The 18321-nt window shown below is 71.6% G+C and carries 20 protein-coding genes; 10 read left to right on the top strand and 10 right to left on the bottom strand.

The window, feature by feature from the left end; all coding sequences use genetic code 11:
- Nucleotides 1-21 precede the first annotated feature (21 nt).
- The 3 genes from purE (at nt 22) to ACIRNI_RS23150 (ending at nt 2954) form a co-directional block, all read left to right on the top strand.
- The gene (purE, locus tag ACIRNI_RS23160) at nt 22-495 is read left to right on the top strand and encodes a 5-(carboxyamino)imidazole ribonucleotide mutase (RefSeq protein ID WP_403554118.1); all 474 of its coding nucleotides are present in this window, start codon (nt 22-24) and stop codon (nt 493-495) included.
- Complete coding sequence (locus tag ACIRNI_RS23155) at nt 492-1697, top strand: dipeptidase (protein ID WP_403553869.1); 1206 nt, start codon at nt 492-494, stop codon at nt 1695-1697. Before purE ends, ACIRNI_RS23155 begins: the two co-directional genes overlap by 4 nt.
- A 168-nt stretch (nt 1698-1865) precedes the next feature.
- Nucleotides 1866-2954: a dipeptidase gene (locus ACIRNI_RS23150; protein WP_403553867.1), complete on the top strand. Its 1089-nt coding sequence runs from the start codon at nt 1866-1868 to the stop codon at nt 2952-2954.
- A 16-nt stretch (nt 2955-2970) separates the two neighbouring features.
- On the opposite strand, the gene ACIRNI_RS23145 is transcribed toward ACIRNI_RS23150, so the two are convergent.
- The gene (locus ACIRNI_RS23145; protein WP_403553866.1) at nt 2971-3345 is read right to left on the bottom strand and encodes a VOC family protein; all 375 of its coding nucleotides are present in this window, start codon (nt 3343-3345) and stop codon (nt 2971-2973) included.
- Between the two features lie 141 nt (nt 3346-3486).
- A complete protein-coding gene (locus ACIRNI_RS23140; protein ID WP_403553864.1) occupies nt 3487-4830 on the bottom strand; it encodes a UDP-glucose dehydrogenase family protein in 1344 nt (447 codons plus the stop codon).
- Between the two features lie 179 nt (nt 4831-5009).
- On the opposite strand from ACIRNI_RS23140, the gene ACIRNI_RS23135 reads away from it, so the two are divergent.
- From ACIRNI_RS23135 to ACIRNI_RS23125, 3 genes are all read left to right on the top strand, one after another.
- Nucleotides 5010-6167 carry an acyl-CoA dehydrogenase family protein gene (locus ACIRNI_RS23135; protein ID WP_355362221.1) on the top strand — a complete coding sequence of 386 codons (1158 nt, stop codon included), beginning with the start codon at nt 5010-5012 and terminating at the stop codon, nt 6165-6167.
- Nucleotides 6168-6308: 141 nt separating this feature from the next.
- Entirely contained in the window at nt 6309-6629 is a 321-nt protein-coding gene (locus ACIRNI_RS23130) for a DMT family transporter (protein WP_403553862.1), read from the top strand.
- Nucleotides 6629-7222 carry a TetR/AcrR family transcriptional regulator gene (locus tag ACIRNI_RS23125; protein ID WP_403553860.1) on the top strand — a complete coding sequence of 198 codons (594 nt, stop codon included), beginning with the start codon at nt 6629-6631 and terminating at the stop codon, nt 7220-7222. Before ACIRNI_RS23130 ends, ACIRNI_RS23125 begins: the two co-directional genes overlap by 1 nt.
- Nucleotides 7223-7307: 85 nt before the next feature.
- On the opposite strand, the gene ACIRNI_RS23120 is transcribed toward ACIRNI_RS23125, so the two are convergent.
- From ACIRNI_RS23120 to ACIRNI_RS23105, 4 genes are all read right to left on the bottom strand, one after another.
- Nucleotides 7308-8273 carry an SUKH-3 domain-containing protein gene (locus ACIRNI_RS23120; RefSeq protein ID WP_403553858.1) on the bottom strand — a complete coding sequence of 322 codons (966 nt, stop codon included), beginning with the start codon at nt 8271-8273 and terminating at the stop codon, nt 7308-7310.
- 144 nt (nt 8274-8417) lie between these two features.
- Nucleotides 8418-9215 (bottom strand): ABC transporter permease, encoded by a 798-nt coding sequence (locus ACIRNI_RS23115; protein ID WP_403553856.1) that lies wholly within the window; start codon nt 9213-9215, stop codon nt 8418-8420.
- Nucleotides 9212-10174: an ATP-binding cassette domain-containing protein gene (locus tag ACIRNI_RS23110; protein ID WP_403553854.1), complete on the bottom strand. Its 963-nt coding sequence runs from the start codon at nt 10172-10174 to the stop codon at nt 9212-9214. Before ACIRNI_RS23110 ends, ACIRNI_RS23115 begins: the two co-directional genes overlap by 4 nt.
- Nucleotides 10175-10203: 29 nt before the next feature.
- Nucleotides 10204-10875, bottom strand: coding sequence for a DUF4097 family beta strand repeat-containing protein (locus ACIRNI_RS23105; protein ID WP_403553852.1), 672 nt, complete (start codon nt 10873-10875; stop codon nt 10204-10206).
- Nucleotides 10876-11104: 229 nt separating this feature from the next.
- On the opposite strand from ACIRNI_RS23105, the gene ACIRNI_RS23100 reads away from it, so the two are divergent.
- Together ACIRNI_RS23100 and ACIRNI_RS23095 are read left to right on the top strand one after the other, a co-directional pair.
- A complete protein-coding gene (locus ACIRNI_RS23100) occupies nt 11105-11860 on the top strand; it encodes a helix-turn-helix domain-containing protein (protein ID WP_403553850.1) in 756 nt (251 codons plus the stop codon).
- Nucleotides 11861-11993: 133 nt separating this feature from the next.
- Nucleotides 11994-13445, top strand: coding sequence for a hypothetical protein (locus tag ACIRNI_RS23095; protein WP_403553848.1), 1452 nt, complete (start codon nt 11994-11996; stop codon nt 13443-13445).
- Here ACIRNI_RS23095 and ACIRNI_RS23090 read toward each other — a convergent pair.
- The 3 genes from ACIRNI_RS23090 to ACIRNI_RS23080 form a co-directional block, all read right to left on the bottom strand.
- Entirely contained in the window at nt 13442-14035 is a 594-nt protein-coding gene (locus tag ACIRNI_RS23090; RefSeq protein WP_403553846.1) for a Uma2 family endonuclease, read from the bottom strand. The two genes, ACIRNI_RS23095 and ACIRNI_RS23090, sit on opposite strands and share 4 nt — an antisense overlap.
- A 49-nt stretch (nt 14036-14084) precedes the next feature.
- Complete coding sequence (locus tag ACIRNI_RS23085) at nt 14085-14951, bottom strand: helix-turn-helix domain-containing protein (protein ID WP_403553844.1); 867 nt, start codon at nt 14949-14951, stop codon at nt 14085-14087.
- Nucleotides 14952-15232: 281 nt separating this feature from the next.
- Nucleotides 15233-15673: an ATP-binding protein gene (locus ACIRNI_RS23080; RefSeq protein ID WP_403553842.1), complete on the bottom strand. Its 441-nt coding sequence runs from the start codon at nt 15671-15673 to the stop codon at nt 15233-15235.
- A 148-nt stretch (nt 15674-15821) separates the two neighbouring features.
- Between ACIRNI_RS23080 and ACIRNI_RS23075 the strand changes: the two genes are divergently transcribed.
- A complete protein-coding gene (locus ACIRNI_RS23075) occupies nt 15822-16670 on the top strand; it encodes a helix-turn-helix transcriptional regulator (RefSeq protein ID WP_403553840.1) in 849 nt (282 codons plus the stop codon).
- Nucleotides 16667-16873 (top strand): DUF397 domain-containing protein, encoded by a 207-nt coding sequence (locus ACIRNI_RS23070; protein WP_403553838.1) that lies wholly within the window; start codon nt 16667-16669, stop codon nt 16871-16873. The genes ACIRNI_RS23075 and ACIRNI_RS23070 overlap by 4 nt, the downstream gene beginning before the upstream one ends.
- Before the next feature lie 41 nt (nt 16874-16914).
- Here the strand turns inward: ACIRNI_RS23070 and ACIRNI_RS23065 are convergent, their stop codons facing one another.
- Nucleotides 16915-18207: an LCP family protein gene (locus ACIRNI_RS23065; RefSeq protein WP_403553837.1), complete on the bottom strand. Its 1293-nt coding sequence runs from the start codon at nt 18205-18207 to the stop codon at nt 16915-16917.
- Nucleotides 18208-18321 lie beyond the last annotated feature (114 nt).

Raw genomic sequence — 18321 nt, 5'->3', positions numbered from 1 at the left:
GGACCCCTCGTGGGCATCGTCATGGGCTCCGACTCGGACTGGCCCGTCATGGAGGCCGCGGGCGCGGCCCTCGACGAGTTCGAGATCCCCTACGAGGTCGACGTCGTCTCCGCGCACCGGATGCCGCGCGAGATGATCGCGTACGGCGAGCGCGCGGCGGACCGCGGCCTGAAGGCGGTCATCGCGGGCGCGGGCGGCGCGGCCCACCTGCCGGGCATGCTCGCCTCCGTCACCCCGCTGCCGGTGATCGGCGTCCCGGTCCCGCTGAAGTACCTCGACGGCATGGACTCCCTGCTGTCGATCGTGCAGATGCCGGCGGGCGTGCCGGTGGCGACGGTCTCGGTGGGCGGCGCGCGCAACGCCGGTCTGCTCGCCGCGCGGATCCTCGCGACCTCCGACCCGGAGCTGCTGGCCCGCATGTCCGACTTCCAGCAGGACCTGAACGACCAGGCCACGGAGAAGGGCAGGCGGCTGCGTTCGAAGGTGGGCAAGTGACGGCCTCCGGCCCGTCCGAGGAGCTCCTCGCCGAGGCGCGCGAGCTGCTGGGGGACTTCCCCGTGGTGGACGGCCACAACGACCTGCCCTGGGCGCTGCGCTCGAAGGCGCGGTACGACCTGGACCGCCTCGACATCGCGGCGGACCAGACGGGCCGGCTCCACACCGACCTCCGCCGGCTGCGGGCCGGCGGGGTCGGGGCGCAGTTCTGGTCGGTGTACGTGCGCTGCGAGCTGACGGGCGACGACGCGGTCAGCGCCACGCTGGAGCAGATCGACTGCGTCGACCAGCTCCTGGCCCGCCACCCGGCGGAGCTCGCGCCCGCGCTGACGGCCGACGACATGGAGGCGGCGCGGGCGGCCGGCCGCATCGCCTCCCTCAAGGGGGCCGAGGGCGGCCACTCCATCAACAACTCGCTCGCCACCCTGCGGGCGCTGTACGCCCTCGGCGTCCGCTACATGACGCTGACGCACAACGACAACGTCGCGTGGGCCGACTCGGCGACCGACGAGCCGGGCGTCGGCGGTCTGTCGGCCTTCGGCCGCGAGGTCGTCCGCGAGATGAACCGCCTCGGCATGCTGGTGGACCTCTCGCACGTCGCCGCCACGACGATGCGCGACGCCCTGGCCACCTCCGAGGCGCCGGTGATCTTCTCCCACTCCTCGGCCCGGGCGGTCTGCGACCACCCGCGCAACATCCCGGACGACGTGCTGGCGCTGCTGCCGGCGAACGGCGGCGTGGCCATGGTCACGTTCGTACCGAAGTTCGTTCTCCCGGCGGCGGTGGAGTGGACCCGGCGCGCCGAGGAGAACATGCGGGAGCACGGCTTCCACCCGCTGGCCACGACGCCGGACGCGATGCGCGTCCACGAGGCGTTCGAGGCGGCGCACCCCCGCCCGATGGCGACCGCCGCGACCGTCGCGGACCACCTGGACCACATGCGCGAGGTGGCGGGCATCGCCCACATCGGCATCGGCGGCGACTTCGACGGCACGGCCTTCACGCCCTCGGACCTGTCGGACGTCTCGGCGTACCCGAACCTCATCGCGGAGCTCCTGTCCCGCAAGTGGTCCCGCACGGACATCGCGATGCTCACGTGGTCGAACCCGGTCCGCGCCCTGCGCGACGCCGAAGCGGTCTCCCGGGACCTGGCCTCCCGTCGCCCGCCGTCGAACGCCACGCTGGAGTCGCTGGACGGCTGAGGGCCGTACGCCCCCCGCCCCGGACGGGCCCCCGCCCCGGACGGGCCCCCGGCCCCGGACGCGGGGGGCGTACACCCGAACGCAGTACACCGCCGCGACCCCCGGCTCCCCCCGTGCCACCGTGGCCCTATGGCTCGCAACGCCGTTCACGGAGCCGGAGCCCCCGTCATGGCAGACCTGCAGGACCTTCCCTACGTCGCCCCGGCCACGGCCGGTGCACCCGACGGCCCGACGGGCGGCGTCACCGCCGCCGAAGCCCCCACGCCCGCTGAGACCGACCTCGCGCGGGCCCGGATCCTGCTCGCCGCGCAGCTCGTCGTGGACGGGCACAACACCCTCGCCCAGGAGCTCGACCGCACGCACCACCACGCCCTCCAGCACGGTGAGGCCGCGCTCGACACCGACATACCCCGCATCCGGGCAGGCGGCGTCGGCGCCCAGTTCTGGTCGCTGCACGTGCCCCGCTCGTACGCGGCGGACCGCCTGATCGGCGGCACCCTGGACCTGATCGACGCCGTACGGACCCTCATCGAGTCCTGCCCGGAAGCCCTCCGCCTCGCCCTCACCGCCGCCGAGATGGCCGCCGCCCGCGACTGCGGACGCATCGCCTCGCTCCTCGGCCCGGTCTCCGGCGCCGCCCTCGGCGACTCGCTCGGCACACTGCGCGCGTACCACGCCCTCGGCGTACGCAGCGCCGGTGTCGCGGGCGCCCGCTGGGCCGCCGGGCCCGACGGCCTGACGCCCTTCGGGCAGGACGTCGTCCGGGAGATGAACCACCTCGGGATGCTCGTCGACCTGTCCGGCGCCTCCACCGACACGATGCGCCACGTCCTCGACGTCACCAAGGCGCCGGTCATCCTCTCCCACTCGGCCGCGTACGCCCTCACCCCGCACCCGGCGAACGTCACCGACGACGTCCTGCGCCGCCTGCACGCCAACGGCGGCGTGTGCATGGTGAGCTTCGCGCCCGACCAGGTCGCCCGGCTGCGCGAGGCCCCGGCCACGCTGCGGGACGTGGCCGACCACCTGGAGCACGTCCGCGAGGTCGCCGGGCCGGAGTGCCTGGGGCTCGCGGGCTCGTACGGCATGGCGACCCACGCTCCGCACACCATCGGCCTGGAAGACGCCTCCTGCTACCCGAACCTCATCGCCGAGCTCCTGCACCGCGACTGGCCCGAGACGGACATCGCCGCGCTGACCTGGGGCAACGCGGCACGGGTCGTACGGGAGGCGGAGGCGGTGGCGCGGGGCGCCTGATCAGGTGCGGCCCTGATCAGGCGCGGCAGAGGCAGAACGGATGCCCGGCCGGGTCCGCGTACACCCGCCAGGTGCGGTCGCGGTCGTCGGCGTCGAGCGCCTTCGCGCCGAGGGCGAGCACCCGCTCCTCGGCCGCGTCGAGGTCCTGGACGTCGAGGTCGAGGTGGAACTGCTGGGAGTTGCGGTCGGCCCGGGGCCACTCGGGCGGCTGGAGCCCGGGTGCCCCCTGGAAGGCGAGCCGCTTCCCGTCGGGCAGGCGCAGCTCCACCCACGTGTCCTGCTCGCCCGGGTCGATGGTGATCTCGCCGCCGAGGACCGCGGCGTAGAACTCGGCGAGCCGTCGCGGTGCGGGGCAGTCGATCGCGGTCAGGGCGAGTGTGGCGAAGCCCATGGACGTCCTCCTTGGCGGATCAGCGGGCGCAGGGGCGGAACGGGTGCCCAGCGCGGTCCGCGTCAACCCGCCACGTGCGGTCGCGGTCGTCGGCGTCGAGGGCCTTTGCGCCGCGACGCTCGTCGATCCCCCGCGGTCGCCTTACGCGCGCGGGCGGCCCATCGCCCGGTACGTCCATCCCGCCTCGCGCCACCGGACCGGGTCCAGCGCGTTGCGGCCGTCCAGGATGAGGCGGCTGTTGACGACCTCGCCCAGCTCGCGCGGGTCGAGCTCGCGGAACTCGCGCCACTCCGTCAGGTGCAGCACCACGTCCGCGCCGTGCACGGCCTCCAGCGCGCTGTCCGCGTACGCCAGCGTCGGGAAGACGCGCCGCGCGTTGTCCATGCCCTTGGGGTCGTAGACGGTGACCTGGCCGCCCTGGAGGTGGATCTGCCCGGCGACGTTGAGCGCGGGCGAGTCCCGGACGTCGTCCGAGTCGGGCTTGAACGCCGCGCCCAGCACCGCGACCCGCTTGCCGAGGAAGGTCCCGTCGCCGAGCGCCTCGCGCGCCATGCCGACCATCTGGCCGCGCCGCCGCATGTTGATGGAGTCGATCTCGCGCAGGAAGGTCAGGGCCTGGTTGGCGCCCAGCTCGCCGGCGCGCGCCATGAAGGCGCGGATGTCCTTCGGCAGGCAGCCGCCGCCGAAGCCGATGCCGGCGCGCAGGAACTTCGCGCCGATGCGCTCGTCGTAGCCGATGGCCTCCGCCAGCTTGGCGACGTCGCCGCCCGCGGCCTCGCACACCTCCGCCATGGCGTTGATGAAGGAGATCTTGGTCGCCAGGAAGGAGTTCGCGGCGGTCTTCACCAGCTCCGCCGTCGGGAAGTCGGTCACCACGAAGGGCGAGCCTTCCTCCACCGGAGTGGCGTACACCTCGCGCAGCAGCTTCTCGGCCGCCGCGCTCTCCACGCCGACCACGATCCGGTCGGGGCGCAGCGTGTCCTGCACGGCGAAGCCCTCGCGCAGGAACTCCGGGTTCCACGCCAGCTCCGCGTCCGCGCCCACCGGCGCCCGCTCGGCGAGCAGCCGGGCCAGCCGCTCCGCGCTGCCGACCGGCACGGTCGACTTGCCGACGACCAGCGTCGGGCGCTTGAGGTGCGGGGCGAGGGAGCCGAAGGCGGCGTCGACGTACCGCATGTCACACGCGTACTCGCCGTGCTTCTGCGGAGTGTTCACGCAGACGAAGTGGACGTCGCCGAAGGCGCCGACCTCCTCCCAGGAGGTGGTGAAGCGCAGCCGCCCGGTCGAGCCCTCGATCCCGGCGACGTGCTTGCGCAGCAGCTCCTCCAGGCCCGGCTCGTACATCGGGACGCGCCCGGCGGCCAGCATCTCGATCTTCTCGGGTACGACGTCGAGGCCCAGCACCTCGAACCCCAGCTCCGCCATGGCCGCCGCATGGGTGGCGCCGAGGTATCCGGTGCCGATCACAGTGATCTTGAGGGCCATGCGGTTCTCCATTGACGAGCGGGAGGCGGTGCGCGCCCGAGCATAGCCGCGCCCCGCCCCGGGCACGTTTTCGCCGGAGCCGTGCTGTCAGCAAGGTCACCTATGCCATTCCGGTTCCGGCGCACTAAAATTCGGGTTACTTAACGGTAGTTAGCACACGCCCAGGGGAGTGAGTGATCGTGGCGGGAACGCCTGATTTCGACCTGTACCGCCCGTCCGAGGAGCACGACATGCTCCGGGACACCGTCCGCTCGCTCGCCGAGGCCAAGATCACGCCGTTCGCCGCCGCGGTGGACGAGGAGGCCCGCTTCCCGCAGGAGGCGCACGACGCCCTCGTCGCCGCCGACCTGCACGCGGTCCACGTCCCCGAGTCGTACGGCGGCGCGGGCGCCGACGCGCTCGCGACCGTGATCGTCATCGAGGAGGTCGCGCGCGCCTGCGCCTCGTCCTCCCTGATCCCGGCCGTGAACAAGCTCGGCTCCCTCCCGGTGATCCTCTCCGGCTCGGAGGAGCTGAAGAAGAAGTACCTGGGCCCGCTCGCCAAGGGCGAGGGGATGTTCTCGTACTGCCTCAGCGAGCCGGACGCGGGCTCGGACGCCGCGGGCATGAAGACCCGTGCCGTCCGCGACGGCGACTTCTGGGTGCTCAACGGCGTCAAGCGCTGGATCACCAACGCGGGCGTCTCCGAGTACTACACGGTCATGGCCGTCACCGACCCTTCGATGCGCTCCAAGGGCATCAGCGCCTTCGTCGTCGAGAAGTCCGACGAAGGCGTCTCCTTCGGCGCCCCGGAGAAGAAGCTCGGCATCAAGGGCTCCCCGACCCGCGAGGTCTACCTCGACAACGTCCGCATCCCCGCCGACCGCATGATCGGCGAGGAGGGCACCGGCTTCGCCACCGCGATGAAGACGCTGGACCACACCCGCATCACCATCGCGGCCCAGGCGCTCGGCATCGCCCAGGGCGCGCTGGACTACGCCAAGGGGTACGTCCAGGAGCGCAAGCAGTTCGGCAAGCCGATCGCCGACTTCCAGGGCATCCAGTTCATGCTCGCCGACATGGCCATGAAGATCTCGGCCGCCCGCGCCCTCACGTACCAGGCCGCCGCCGCCTCCGAGCGCGGCGACGCCGACCTCACCTACCTCGGCGCCGCGGCCAAGTGCTTCGCCTCCGACATCGCGATGGAGGTCACCACGGACGCGGTCCAGCTGCTGGGCGGCTACGGCTACACCCGTGACTACCCGGTGGAGCGGATGATGCGCGACGCCAAGATCACCCAGATCTACGAGGGCACGAACCAGGTCCAGCGCATCGTGATGGCGCGCAACCTGCCGTAAGCCCCGGCCCTGCTCGACTCGGCCCCGCCCCGGCGCACCCGCACTGTGCGCCGGTGCGGGGCCGCGCCGCGTCACGGGGGCCGGGGGTCCCGCGCCCGCCGTTGCGTACGCCCGTACACAACGATGCGTACACTCGTACACATGGGATACGGACTGCTGGCCGCGGCCATCGCCGCGGAGGTCGCCGGGACGACCGCCATGAAGTACAGCGAGGGGTTCAGCAGGCTGTGGCCCTCGCTCGGGGCGGTGGCCGGGTATCTGGTCGCCTTCGCGCTGCTCGCGCAGACCCTGAAGGTGATGCAGGTCGGCACGGCGTACGCGATCTGGGCCGGAGTGGGCACCGCGGCCGTCGCCGCGATCGGGATGCTCTTCCTCGGGGAGTCCGCCGGGCTCGCCAAGCTCGCCGGAATCGCGTTCGTGATCGTCGGTGTCGTGCTGCTCAACCTCGGCGGGGCGCACTGATGGCGGCGGCGACGCGGCGGTACGACCCCGAGCGGCGCCGGCGGATCATCGACGCCGCGATCCGGGTGGTGGGCCGCGCGGGCATCGCCGGGCTGAGCCACCGCACCGTCGCCGCCGAGGCGGATGTGCCGCTCGGCTCGACGACGTACCACTTCACGAGCCTCGACGACCTGCTCGTGGCGGCCCTCCGCCAGACCAACGAGGGCTTCGCCCAGGTCGTACGCGAACACGGCGACGCCCTCGCCGACCCCGGCAGCGACCTCGCCGCCGAGCTGGCCCGGCTGACCGGCGAGTGGCTGGGCGGCGACCGCGCGGGCGTGGAGCTCGAGTACGAGCTCTACCTCGCCGCGCTGCGCCGCCCCGCCCTGCGCGCGGTCGCCACCGAGTGGTGCGAGCACCTCGTCGAACTCCTCGCCCAGCGCACCGACCCGCGCACCGCGCGCGCCCTGGTCGCGCTGCTCGACGGCATCTGCCTGAACGTGCTGCTGACCGGCGGGGAGTACGACGAGGAGTACGCCCGAAACGCGCTCGCGCGCGTACTCGGCACGGGGGCCGGGCCCGGGCCCGCTGCGCCGGCGGGTCCGGGCCGATGACGCCGTGTGGCTGGAGAGCGGCTTCTTCCAGCTGCACGAGGTGTACGCGCTCCCGTCGCCTCCAGCCCGGCCCCCGGCGGCGGCCTCAGAAGAAGGTCCTGTCCCACTCCCCGGAGATCAGCGCCCGCACGGCCCCCTCGAAGCCGTGCCCCACGCGCTGCATCCCGGCGTCCCCGGCGAAGAGGATGTCTCCGTTCTCGGCGAGCAGGACCGTCTCGTAGGTCTCGAAGGCCGTCCCGACCGGGAGCACCGGCATGCCGAGGCGCCGGGCGTAGTAGCGCATGTTCGGTGCGAAGTCGTCGATCGCGGCCTCGACGGAGACGGTGAGGACCGGTGTGCCGCGCCCGAAGCGGGGTGTCCAGCCGAGGGTCAGCTCGCCGTAGGCCGCGAGGAACTCCACCAGCTGGAGGGTGACGCCGTACCCGGCCTCCGCGTAGGCCGCACAGGCCGCCGGGACGTCGATGTCGCGGAGGTCGAGGCGTACGGCGCCGTCCGCCGCGCGCCGGAGGTGGTCGAGCCTCGGCCGGGTGCCCGCCGTCTCGATCGCGATCCACAGCTCGTCGTCCGCGTCCAAGGTGCCGTCCTCGGCGACGAAGAACACCCCGGCGCGGTAGAGGTCCCGGAACGCGTCCGCCATGTCCTCGACGCTGCCGTACGCCGGCCTCGGCTCCTCGCCGGCCATGACGCTGACGACGGGCGAGGCCCCGGCGCCCGGCGCGGGCACGGCGGCGTAGAAGTCGCCGCCTCCGGTGCCGAGCAGCGGGAACCACTGCTCGGCGGATGAACCGCGCAGGGCGGCGGCGTCCCGTACGGCGAGGGGCTCGTACCCGGGGACGAGCGCGGCGTCGTCCCGGGTCTGGCCGGAGCGCCACGCAACACCGTTGGCGTGGCCGAACCACACGGCGACGTCATCGGGCACCGGCCCGCCGAAGGCTTCCCGCACCTCGCCGGGGGCGATGCCGGGCACGCGGAGCGCGGCGGCCGGGCGGTCCAGCCGTTCCGCCTCCTGCCACAACCCCGCGATCGCACGTATGACTTGTCTTCTTGACATCGGGCCACTGTAAGGGCGCCTCACCGGGCCGAGGGGCATCGTCACAGCCCACAGCACAGGGCGGCGTACGCCGACACTCGCGCCGGTGTACGCCGCCCTCGGGTGGGGGACGAGGTGCGGGCCGTGGCCCGCGGGTCATCGTGGCTACCTCGGGTCCTGGTTGAACTTCGAGGTCGACCAGGCGTAGCCGAGTACCGCGAAGCCCAGGCACCACCCCACGGCCAGCCAGCCGTTGTGGCCGATCTCGGTGCCGAGGAGCAGGCCGCGCAGGGTCTCGATGGCCGGGGTGAAGGGCTGGTACGCGGCGATCGGCTGGAACCAGCCGGGCATCGCGTCGAGAGGCACGAAGGCGCTGGACAGCAGCGGCAGCAGGATCAGCGGCATCGCGTTGTTGCTGGCGGCCTCGGCGTTGGGGCTGACCAGGCCCATGCCGACCGCGATCCAGGTGAGCGCCAGAGCGAAGAGTACGAGCAGTCCGAAGGCCGCCAGCCACTCCAGGGCGGTGGCACCGGTGGAGCGGAAGCCGATGGCCACGCCGACGGCGCCGACGAGGACCACGCTGACGATCGCCTGGAGCACACTGCCGATGACGTGTCCGATGATCACCGACCCGCGGTGGATCGCCATCGTGCGGAAGCGGGCGATGATGCCCTCGGTCATGTCGTTGGAGACGGAGACCGCGGTCCCGACCACCGTGCTGCCGATGGTCATCAGCAGCAGCCCGGGGACGATGTACGCGATGTATCTGGAGCGGTCGGGACCGCCACCGCCGAGGCCCACGCTCATGGTGTCGCCGAAGATGTAGACGAAGAGCAGCAGCAGCATGATCGGCGTGAGCAGCAGGTTCAGCGTGAGCGACGGGTAGCGCCGGGCGTGCAGGAGGTTGCGGCGCAGCATCGTGGAGCAGTCCCGTACGGAGAGGGAGAGGGAGAGGGAGCTCATCGGACAGCCTCCTTGGGCTTGTCGGAGGAGACGCCGCCGCCGGTGAGGGCGAAGAAGACGTCGTCGAGGTCGGGGGTGTGCACGGTCAGCTCGTCGGCCTCGATGCCGGCCGAGTCCAGCCGGTCGAGGACGGAGCGCAGCGCGCGCTGGCTGCCGTCGCTCGGGACCTGGAGCGCGAGGGACTCGTCGTCCGGGGCGGCCTCGCCCAGTGCGGAGGCCGCGCTCCGGTACGCGGCCGGGTCGGTGAAGCGGAGCCGGACGTGTCCGCCGGGGATGAGCCGCTTCAGCTCATCGGCGGTGCCTTCCGCCGCGATCCTGCCGTCGTTGAGGACGGCGATCCGGTCGGCGAGCTCGTCGGCCTCCTCCAGGTACTGGGTGGTGAGGAAGACGGTGACGCCGCCCGTGACCAGCTCGCGGATGATCTGCCACATGGTGTGCCGGGAGCGGGGGTCGAGGCCGGTGGTCGGCTCGTCGAGGAAGATGATCCGCGGGTCGCCGACCAGGGTCATCGCGATGTCGAGGCGGCGCTTCATGCCGCCGGAGTAGGTGGAGGCGGGCTTCTTCGCCGCGTCGACCAGGTCGAAACGCTCCAGCAGCTCGGCGGTGACCCGCCGCCCCTCGCGCCGGGAGAGGTGGTGCAGGTCCGCCATGAGGAGCATGTTCTCCTCGCCGGTGATCAGGCCGTCGACGGCGGAGAACTGTCCGGTGACGCCGATCGCGGCGCGTACGGCCTGCGGATCGGCGGCGAGGTCGTGGCCGCCGACGCGTATCGCGCCGGAGCCGGCGTCCGCGGTGACGAGCGTGGAGAGGATCTTCACGGCGGTGGTCTTGCCGGCGCCGTTCGGACCGAGCAGGGAGAAGATCGTTCCTTCGGGGACGGACAGGTCGACACCGTCGAGGACGACCTTGTCCCCGTAGGACTTGCGCAGCCCGTTCGCCGCGATGGCCAGGTTGGTCATGGTGAGCGCTCCTTTTGGTGGGCCGCGGCTCAGAGGCTGCGAGCGGTGATGTCGCCGTGGGAGGTGGTCGCGCGGATGTTCAGGCCGGCGGCGGCGCCGTCGGCGTTCTTGAGCGCGTTGTGGATCCGGCCGTAGCCGGTGCCGGCGTCGAGGGAGGCGGAGACTCCGCGGGCGGCGTCGACCGACACATCGCCCATCTGGGTCGTCAGCACGACCGTGCCGCGCACCGCCTCGGCGATCCGGATGTCGCCCTTCAGGGTGCTGATCTCCGCCGGGCCGCCCAGGCGTCCGATCAAGACGTCACCGGCGAGGACGGTGAGGCGGGCGCCGGCGGCCTCGTCGATCTTGACCGTGCCGTGCGCCCCCTCGAAGGAGACGTCGCCGAGCCGTCCGACGCCCCGGAGTTCGGCGCTGGCCGCCTTGCCCTCGACGCGGGAGCCGGTGGGCAGTTGCACCGTCACCTCGACGGACCCGGAGGGGCCGAAGTACTGGTTCTTCGCCGCCGGGGCATCGACCCGCAGGACGCCGTCGCCGTATTCGACGGTGATCTGCTCGGCGGCCTTGACGTCGCGGCTCTTGGTGGGGTTGGCGGGCCGGACCTCGACGATGGTGTCGGTCCGGTCGGCGGCGATGACCTGAAGGCGGCCGGCGGGGATGTGGACGACGACGGTGACCGGGGCGGGGGTGTCGAACTTCTGCATGATGCTCTCCTTGTGCTTCGCGGTGTTTCCGACAACGCAAAAGCTACGTTGCGTTCACGAACTCGGCAACAGCGTCGTTGCGTAAAACCAAGAAAACTGCACGTCAGAGCGCATAAATCGTTGCATCGGGTAAAGAAGTAACGCAACGTCAGGCAGGGCGCTCGTTGCATTGGATGAAGAACGAAAGCTACAGTGGAGGCATCCGAGGCCCATGAGAAGGGGGACCGTGATGCCGGGAGGCAGACTCACCCAGCAGGAACGCCAGCAGATCGCGTCAGGGCTGGCCGACGGCCTCGCGTACGCGGAGATCGCCAGGCGTCTCGACCGCCCGACCTCCACCATCACGCGCGAGGTCATGCGCAACGGCGGCCCCGTCGCCTACCGCGCCGACCTGGCCCACCGCGCCACCGAACGCCGCGCCCACCGGCGCCGCCAGGCCGCGCCCAGGGGGCGGCAGGCGCCCCCGCAGGCCCACGGCCGCGACCCCGAAGCCGTGCGCGAGTACGAGGAGACGTTCACCACCCTCTTCATGCAACAGGGCCTGCCCAAGATGACGGCCCGCGTCCTGACCTGCCTCTTCACCACCGACGCGGGCAGCCTCACCGCGTCCGAACTCGTCCAGCGCCTCCAGGTCAGCCCGGCGTCCGTCTCCAAGTCGGTCGCGTTCCTCGAAAGCCAGGGCCTCCTCCGCCGGGAACGCGACGACGAACGCCGCCGCGAGCGCTACGTCGTCGACAACGACGTCTGGTACCAGTCGACGATGGCCGCCGCCCGGTCCAGCGCCCAGCTCGCCGAGGTCGCGCGCCAGGGCGTCGGCATCCTCGGCCCCGACACCCCCGCCGCCGCCCGCCTGGAGAACATCGCCCGCTTCACGGACTTCATCGGCGAAACCATCGCCCGCGCCGCGGAGCAGGCCCGCGAGGTTCTCTTCACCAGTACGGAGACGGCCCCGGACGGCACTGCCGAATTGGCGTCGGATCGCTGAAGACGGCCCGGTCGCCACGGCGTTCGCCCGGCTCGACGGATCCTGCCGCCCCGAGGTTGCTCGCCCGACCGGTGATTGTGTTCACGCCCTCACCGACTACCTGGAGATCGTTACCGTCGCCTAGAACAACCGTATGAACCCCCCGATAGCCCGTCCCCGGCGGCGCCCTCCGCCCCTCTGGGCGATCCCGTTTCTGTGGACTGTCGCCCTCGGCCTGTGGGGGTTGTCCCGGCAGCACAGCGTGTGGCGGGACGAGGCCGCGACCTGGCAGGTGGCCCGGCGGTCCACCTGCGAGATCTGGCACATGCTGGGGCAGGTCGACGTCGTACACGGGCTGTACTACCTGCTGATGCACGGCCTGTTCACGTGCTTCGGCGCCGGCACCACGACCCTCCGCCTGCCCTCCGTGCTCGCCATGGCGGTGGCGGCGGCCTGTGTGACGGTCATCGGCCGTCGGCTGGCCGGGAGTTGGGCGGGCCTCGGCGCGGGGCTGGCGCTCGGGCTGCTGCCTGCCGTGCAGTTCTACCTCCAGGAGGGGCGCCCGTACGCGCTCGTCGCCGCCGGCACCGGGATCGCGACGCTGCTCCTGGTGACCGCGCTCCAAGGACGTGCCTCGGCCGCGCACTGGACGGCGTACGGCGCCACCGTCCTGCTCTGCGCGCTGCTGAACTGGCTGTCGCTGCTGATGCTCCTCGCCCACGCGGCGACCCTCGCCTGGACGAGGGCCGGGCGCGGTACCTGGGCGCGCTGGGCGGCGGCCTCGGCCGTCGCCGTGGCGGGCGCGCTGCCGCTGGTCCTCTTCAGCCGGACCCAGTCCGGCCAGGTGTCCTGGATCCCGCCGCTGACCTGGCACATGCTGATCGGCCCGGCGGTCCTCCTGGCGATCGGCGGCCTCGGCGCCCTGCTGGACCGCCCGCGTGCGGGCCGCCTGTCGGTGGCGGCCGTCGGGCTACCGCTGCTGGCGGTACCGCAGCTCGGCCTGATCGGACTGTCCCTGTTCCAGCCGCTGTTCCTCGACCGGTACGTGCTCTTCAGCCTGCTGGGGCTGGCCCTGCTGATCGGTACGGCACTGGGCGCGGCCGTCCGGGCCCTGGGGCCCCGCTTCCCGAAAGCGTCGTCGTGGCTCGTCCCGCTCGCGGTCACGGTGGCGGTGGTGGCTCTGCTGCCGCAGTCGCTCGCCAAGCGGTCCCCGGCCAGCCGCGTGGACGACGTCCTGTCGGTGGCGGCGGACGTGCGGCGCCTCAAGCACCCGGGAGACGCCGTCCTCTTCGTACCGGCGGCCCGGCGCGACACCGCCCTCGTCTCCCCGGACGCCTTCACCGGCCTGCGCGACATAGCCCTGGCCCAGACCCCGGTCGCCTCCGGCACCCTGAAGGGCGAGGAGGCCACCCCGGCCCGGATACGCGCCGCGATGCTTGCCCAGCGCCGGATACTGCTCGTCACGGACGCGGCCCAGGTGGCCCGGCCGGTCTCGGCGGAACGGGACAAGGTGAAGACGGCCGTGTTGAGGGAGCACTTCAGAGCGGTGGCGGACGAACAGGTTCGGGGGCGCCGGGTGACGGTGTACGAGCGGCGCTCCGGCTAGGCGGAGGCGTACCGGGGGAGGCCCCCGGTCGGGATGGTCCACTCACCGATCGTGACGTCCTCGCCGTACACGAACTCCTTGCGCGTGGCGTATCGAGGTCCCGACGGGGTGGCGTGGATGTCGCCGAGCACGGCCCCCGAGCCGGTGCGCGGGTCGAAGACGGCGTAGACCGGGATGCCCAGCAGGGGGTAGTCCCGCATCTTGCCCACCCAGTCGTTGTCCGGGTTCGACCGCGAGACGACCTCGATGGCGGCGAGGACGGTGCGCGGGTCGAAGGACCCCTCGCCCTCCATCTCCGCCTCGGCGATCACCATCACGTCGGGGTGCCGCATGATGCCCTCGGGCGCGCACTCCACGTCCGGTGTGCCGGTATGGGCCACCAAGTCGTCGGGAAGGACTTTCTCGAGGAGCTTGCGTACCCGCAGCACGGTGAGTTCGTGCGGTTTGGCGGGCGACATCATGTCGTGGACGATCCCTTCCTTGGTGATCTCGAACTTGCCGGGAAGGGTGTCGTCCATCGATTGAACGAAGTCCCGCATGACCTGGTACTGGCGGGCATCGCGCTGCGCGTCGTCGGGGGCGATGGTCATCGTGCGCGCTCCTTGTCCTCCGTACCGGGCCGTAGGGGTCCCCTTCATGCTAGGCCGCCTCGGCGAAGCCCGTTTTGCACCTGTGGCAGTCGCCCGGTTCCGGGGAGCGGAAGGCGCGGTCGCATGTGTCGCAGTTCTGGAGCGGGTCCGGCCGTCTCGGTCCCGCAAGAGCGGCGGGGAGTGGAGGCGGTAGCAGCGCCGTGAGTCGGTAGGCGAGGAGTGCGGCGGGCTGTTTCAGGTGCGCGGGGAGGTTGGCCGTCAGGGCGTGGCGTACGGCGTCGGGGTCGGCGTCCCGGTCCAGCCAGGCGGCCACGGCGGGAGCCAGGCGGCGTACGTCGTGTTCGGCGAGGAGCAGCCTGGGCTCGTCGCGCCGCAGCCCGGCGAGGAGGTCGGTGGCCACGCGGTGGCGCTCCAGGTCGTGGGCCTGGGGCTGAGGAAGCGGTGGCGGAGGAGCTTTTACGGGCGCGGGCGCGGGCGCGGGCTCGGGCTCCGGTTCGGGTTCCGGTTCCGGTACAGGCGGCAGCGGCTCGGGCTCCTGGGGTGCGGACACCGCACGCGGCTGGTTGTACGAGACCGTCCGCGTGACCAGCTTGCCGCTGGGCAGCCGCACCCGCGTGCGCTCCAGGTAGCCGAACTCCTCCAGCTCCCGCAGCGTCTCCGCGATCCGGGCTTCGCTGTCCGGGAAGCGTTCCGCCAGCGCCTTGATGCCGACCTTCGCCCCTTCGGGCAGCGACTGGATGTGAACCGCCAGCCCGATCGCGGCCATCGACATCTCGCGGTGCTGGGCGAGGTGGTTGCCCACGACGGTGAAGCGGCTGCGCTGCGCGGACTTCACGTGGGTCACCCCGGAGACGGTGACGCGTCCGGAAGCACGGGACGAGGCGCGCGAGGGCGCGCTAACCTGCTGAATGTCCATCGGGAAGTGGTCTCTTCCTCGGTGGTCAGGCCCTCGTCCGGGATGCCCGTCCCGGCGGGGGCCGTCGCATGTCTGGTGTTGTCGCGGCGAGCATATGCCCGCTAACCCGCCCGAAATCCAGCCCAATCGGGAAACCTCACCCGTGTGAGTGAGCCAGGGGCAGGGTGGGGTGGGAAGGGTTCTTTCCCCGGTTCTTTCCAGGGTCTTTAAAAGCTTTTGTGTCGTGCGACACCGCGTCGCGCTCCACCGGGTCGTGGAAAACCGCGACCCGGTGAAGCCGGTCACGGTAGGAGGTCGAGCTCGGCCCAGACGGTCTTGCGCGGCACGGGCCCCAGCGCCACGCCCCACCGGTCCGCGAGCGCCTCCACGATCAGCAGCCCCCGCCCCGCCTCCGCGTCGGAGGCCGGTACGACGACGGCTCCCGGCCTGGGCGGCAGCCGCTCACACCGTGTGTCGGTGACCTCGATCCGCAGCCGCTTGCCGTCGTCCTCCACGGTCAGGTCCAACCGGAAGTCCCGGCCCGGCACGCGGCCGTGCGCCGTGGCGTTGGCGGCGAGCTCGGCGACGATCTGCGCCGCCGTCTCCGACTCCACGCCCCAGGAGCCGAGTTGTGCCGAGGTGAGCAGCCTGGCGAGCCGGGCGCCCCGCCGGTTGGGGGAGAGCAGCACGGTGAACTGCCGTGCGGGAGTGGAACGTTCGGTTCGGGTGATTTCCAGAGTCACATGACTCAGAGTGGCCGTTCCGCGCTTACGCTGAAAGAAGCGACGCCTGTACGGAGAGTGACTGTCCAGGGGGTGTACGGCCCTGTCCATCCAGTACGGCGGCGTCGAGCGGGGGCAGGGTACGGGCACGGGCGAAGGCGGGTGTCGTATGACAGAGGGCGTGGAAGAGCCGGACCTGGACGTCGACCTGGAGGACGACGACTGGGGAGCGGTGATCGCGGTGGTGGGCCGCCAGATCAGGCTCTGGCGCGAGGCCGCGGGAATGCGCGCGGTGGACCTGGCCAAGGCGATCGGTTACGGCGAGAACCTGGTCTACAAGGTAGAGGCCGGTAAGCGCATCCCCCAGCCGGAGTTCCTGGACAAGGTGGACGAGGTCCTTCAGGCGGGCGGCAGGCTGTCGGCGATGAAGAAGGACATCGCGGAGGCGAGGTACCCGAAGAAGGTACGGGACCTGGCGCGACTGGAGCGCGACGCCGTCGAGCTCGGTGCGTACAGCAATCACAACCTGCATGGCCTGTTGCAGACCGAGGAGTACGCCCGAGCGCTGTACGGGATGCGACGGCCGTCGTTCAGTCGTGACCAGGTCGACCGCTATGTGGCGGCGCGCATGTCGCGACAGGACATCTTCGAGCGGCATCCGTTGACCACGCTGACGTTCGTGTTGGAGGAAGTGACGATCAAGCGCCCGCTCGGGGGCAAGATGGTGGCGCGTCGCCAGCTCGAACGGCTGCTGGAAGTCGGCCAGTTGCGGAACGTCGAGATCCAGGTGATGCCGACCGAGCGGGAGGACCACGCCGGGATGGGCGGCCAGTTCCAACTACTGATGTTCGAGGACGGTACGGCGGTGGCACACTGGGAAGGCCAGCTGTCCAACCGCCTGGTCTCGGACCCCAAGGAGGTCCGGATCGTCGAGCTGCGGTACGGAATCATTCGGGCTCAGGCTCTCAGCCCACGGGAGTCGTTGGCCTTCATCGAGAAAGCGCTGGGAGAGACATGACCCGCAAGACCTCGGGCGCAGAGGGCTCCGCCCTCGAGTGGTTCAAGAGCAGCTACAGCAGCAACGACGGCCCGGAGTGCGTCGAGGTGGCGGCCGCTCCCGGCGCGGTCCACGTCCGGGACTCCAAGAACGTCCCCGGCCCGCAGCTCGGCTTCGCTCCCGCCGCGTGGGCGGACTTCGTCACGTACGCGTCCGGGAGCTGACGCGCGAACCCGCGCCCGGTGTGCCGGGCGCGGACGCACGCTCACTTCTCGGTGACGGTCACCTTCTCGTCGTTCTGGATCTGCTTCACCAGCTGCTGCACCTTCGCCTTGTCCCAGACGAGGTTGCCGCCACGGCTGCCGTTGATCGGCATGTTCATCGACGTGCCCTCGCCGCCGCTGATGCCCTTCATCGCGAAGAACATCTCGCCGAGGTCGAACAGCGACATGTCCTTGTCGACGATGAGCGTGTCCAGCCCGGCACCCATCGTCGGGTAGAGCTTGAACGGGTTGAGGATGGTCCCCGGGGTGGCGGCCTGGCTGGCGAGGGCCGACAGGAACTTCTGCTGGTTCTTCGTGCGGGCGAGGTCCGACTCGGCGAAGGCGTACCGGGTGCGGACGAAGGCGAGGGCCTGCTCGCCGTTGAGGGTCTGCTTGCCCGCCTGGAAGTCGGCGCCGGACTTCTTGTCCTTGAAGCCCTTCTCGATGTTCATCTCGACGCCGCCGAGCGAGTCGACGATGTTGGCGAAACCGGCGAAGCCGATCTCCGCGTAGTGGTCGATGCGCAGCCCGGTGTTGTGCTCGACGGTCCGTACGAGCAGCTCCGGGCCGTCCTCGGCGTATGCGGCGTTGAGCTTCACGCGGCGGCCCTGGGCCGGGAAGGTCTTGCCGGACTGCGAGCCGACGAAGGACGGGATCTCCACGTCCGAGTCGCGCGGCAGCGAGATCATGGTGTTGCCGCTGGAGCAGGCCGCCAGGATCATCATCGAGTCGGTGCGCTTGCCGTCGGCGGAGCCGGTGTGCAGCCGCTTCTTGTCGTCGGCGGTCATGCCCTCGCGGCTGTCGGAGCCGACGATCAGGTACGTGGTGCAGTCGCCCTCCGCCGGGCGGTCGATGACCTTGGCGAGGTCGACCTCGCGGCGTATCTTGCCGTCGGCCCAGAAGTACGTACCGATGGTGGTGCCGAGGACCGCCACCAGGGCCACGACGGAACCGATCTTGATCCGGCGCCGCCAGTCGGGCGCCGGGCCCGGGGCGCGCACGGAGCCCCGGTCGGGGACGCGGGGCCCGCCACCGCGAGGACCGCCGACTCGGGGGCCCTGGGGCGATCCGTAGACCTGGCCTGTGTTGTAACCGCTGTCGTACGCCGCCGGCGCCTGCGGCGGTACGGCGGCCTGCGGGGAGCCCACCGGCTGCGGCGGGACCGCTTGCGGCGGCACCCCCGGGCGGCGCCGCACATGCGGCATGGACCGTACGCCCTCGGGCTGGGCATCGGCGCTGCCACGGCCGTAACGGGCGTTGCGGTCGTCGGACCATCCTTCAGGCCAGTCATTCATGCGGACCAGTGTGCAGGCCGCCCCGGTCGGCCCGACAGGGCGGGTGGGATTCCGCAGCGGGCCTGTAGCGAACCTGATGCAATGAAGCCGTAACGTACTCGGGCATAGGGTGGA

Source organism: Streptomyces sp. NPDC093546, assembly GCF_044765045.1.
Taxonomy (GTDB): Bacteria; Actinomycetota; Actinomycetes; order Streptomycetales; family Streptomycetaceae; genus Streptomyces.
The sequence above is the reverse complement of the archived record's forward strand: the minus strand, read 5'-3'. Positions and strand labels throughout refer to the sequence as shown.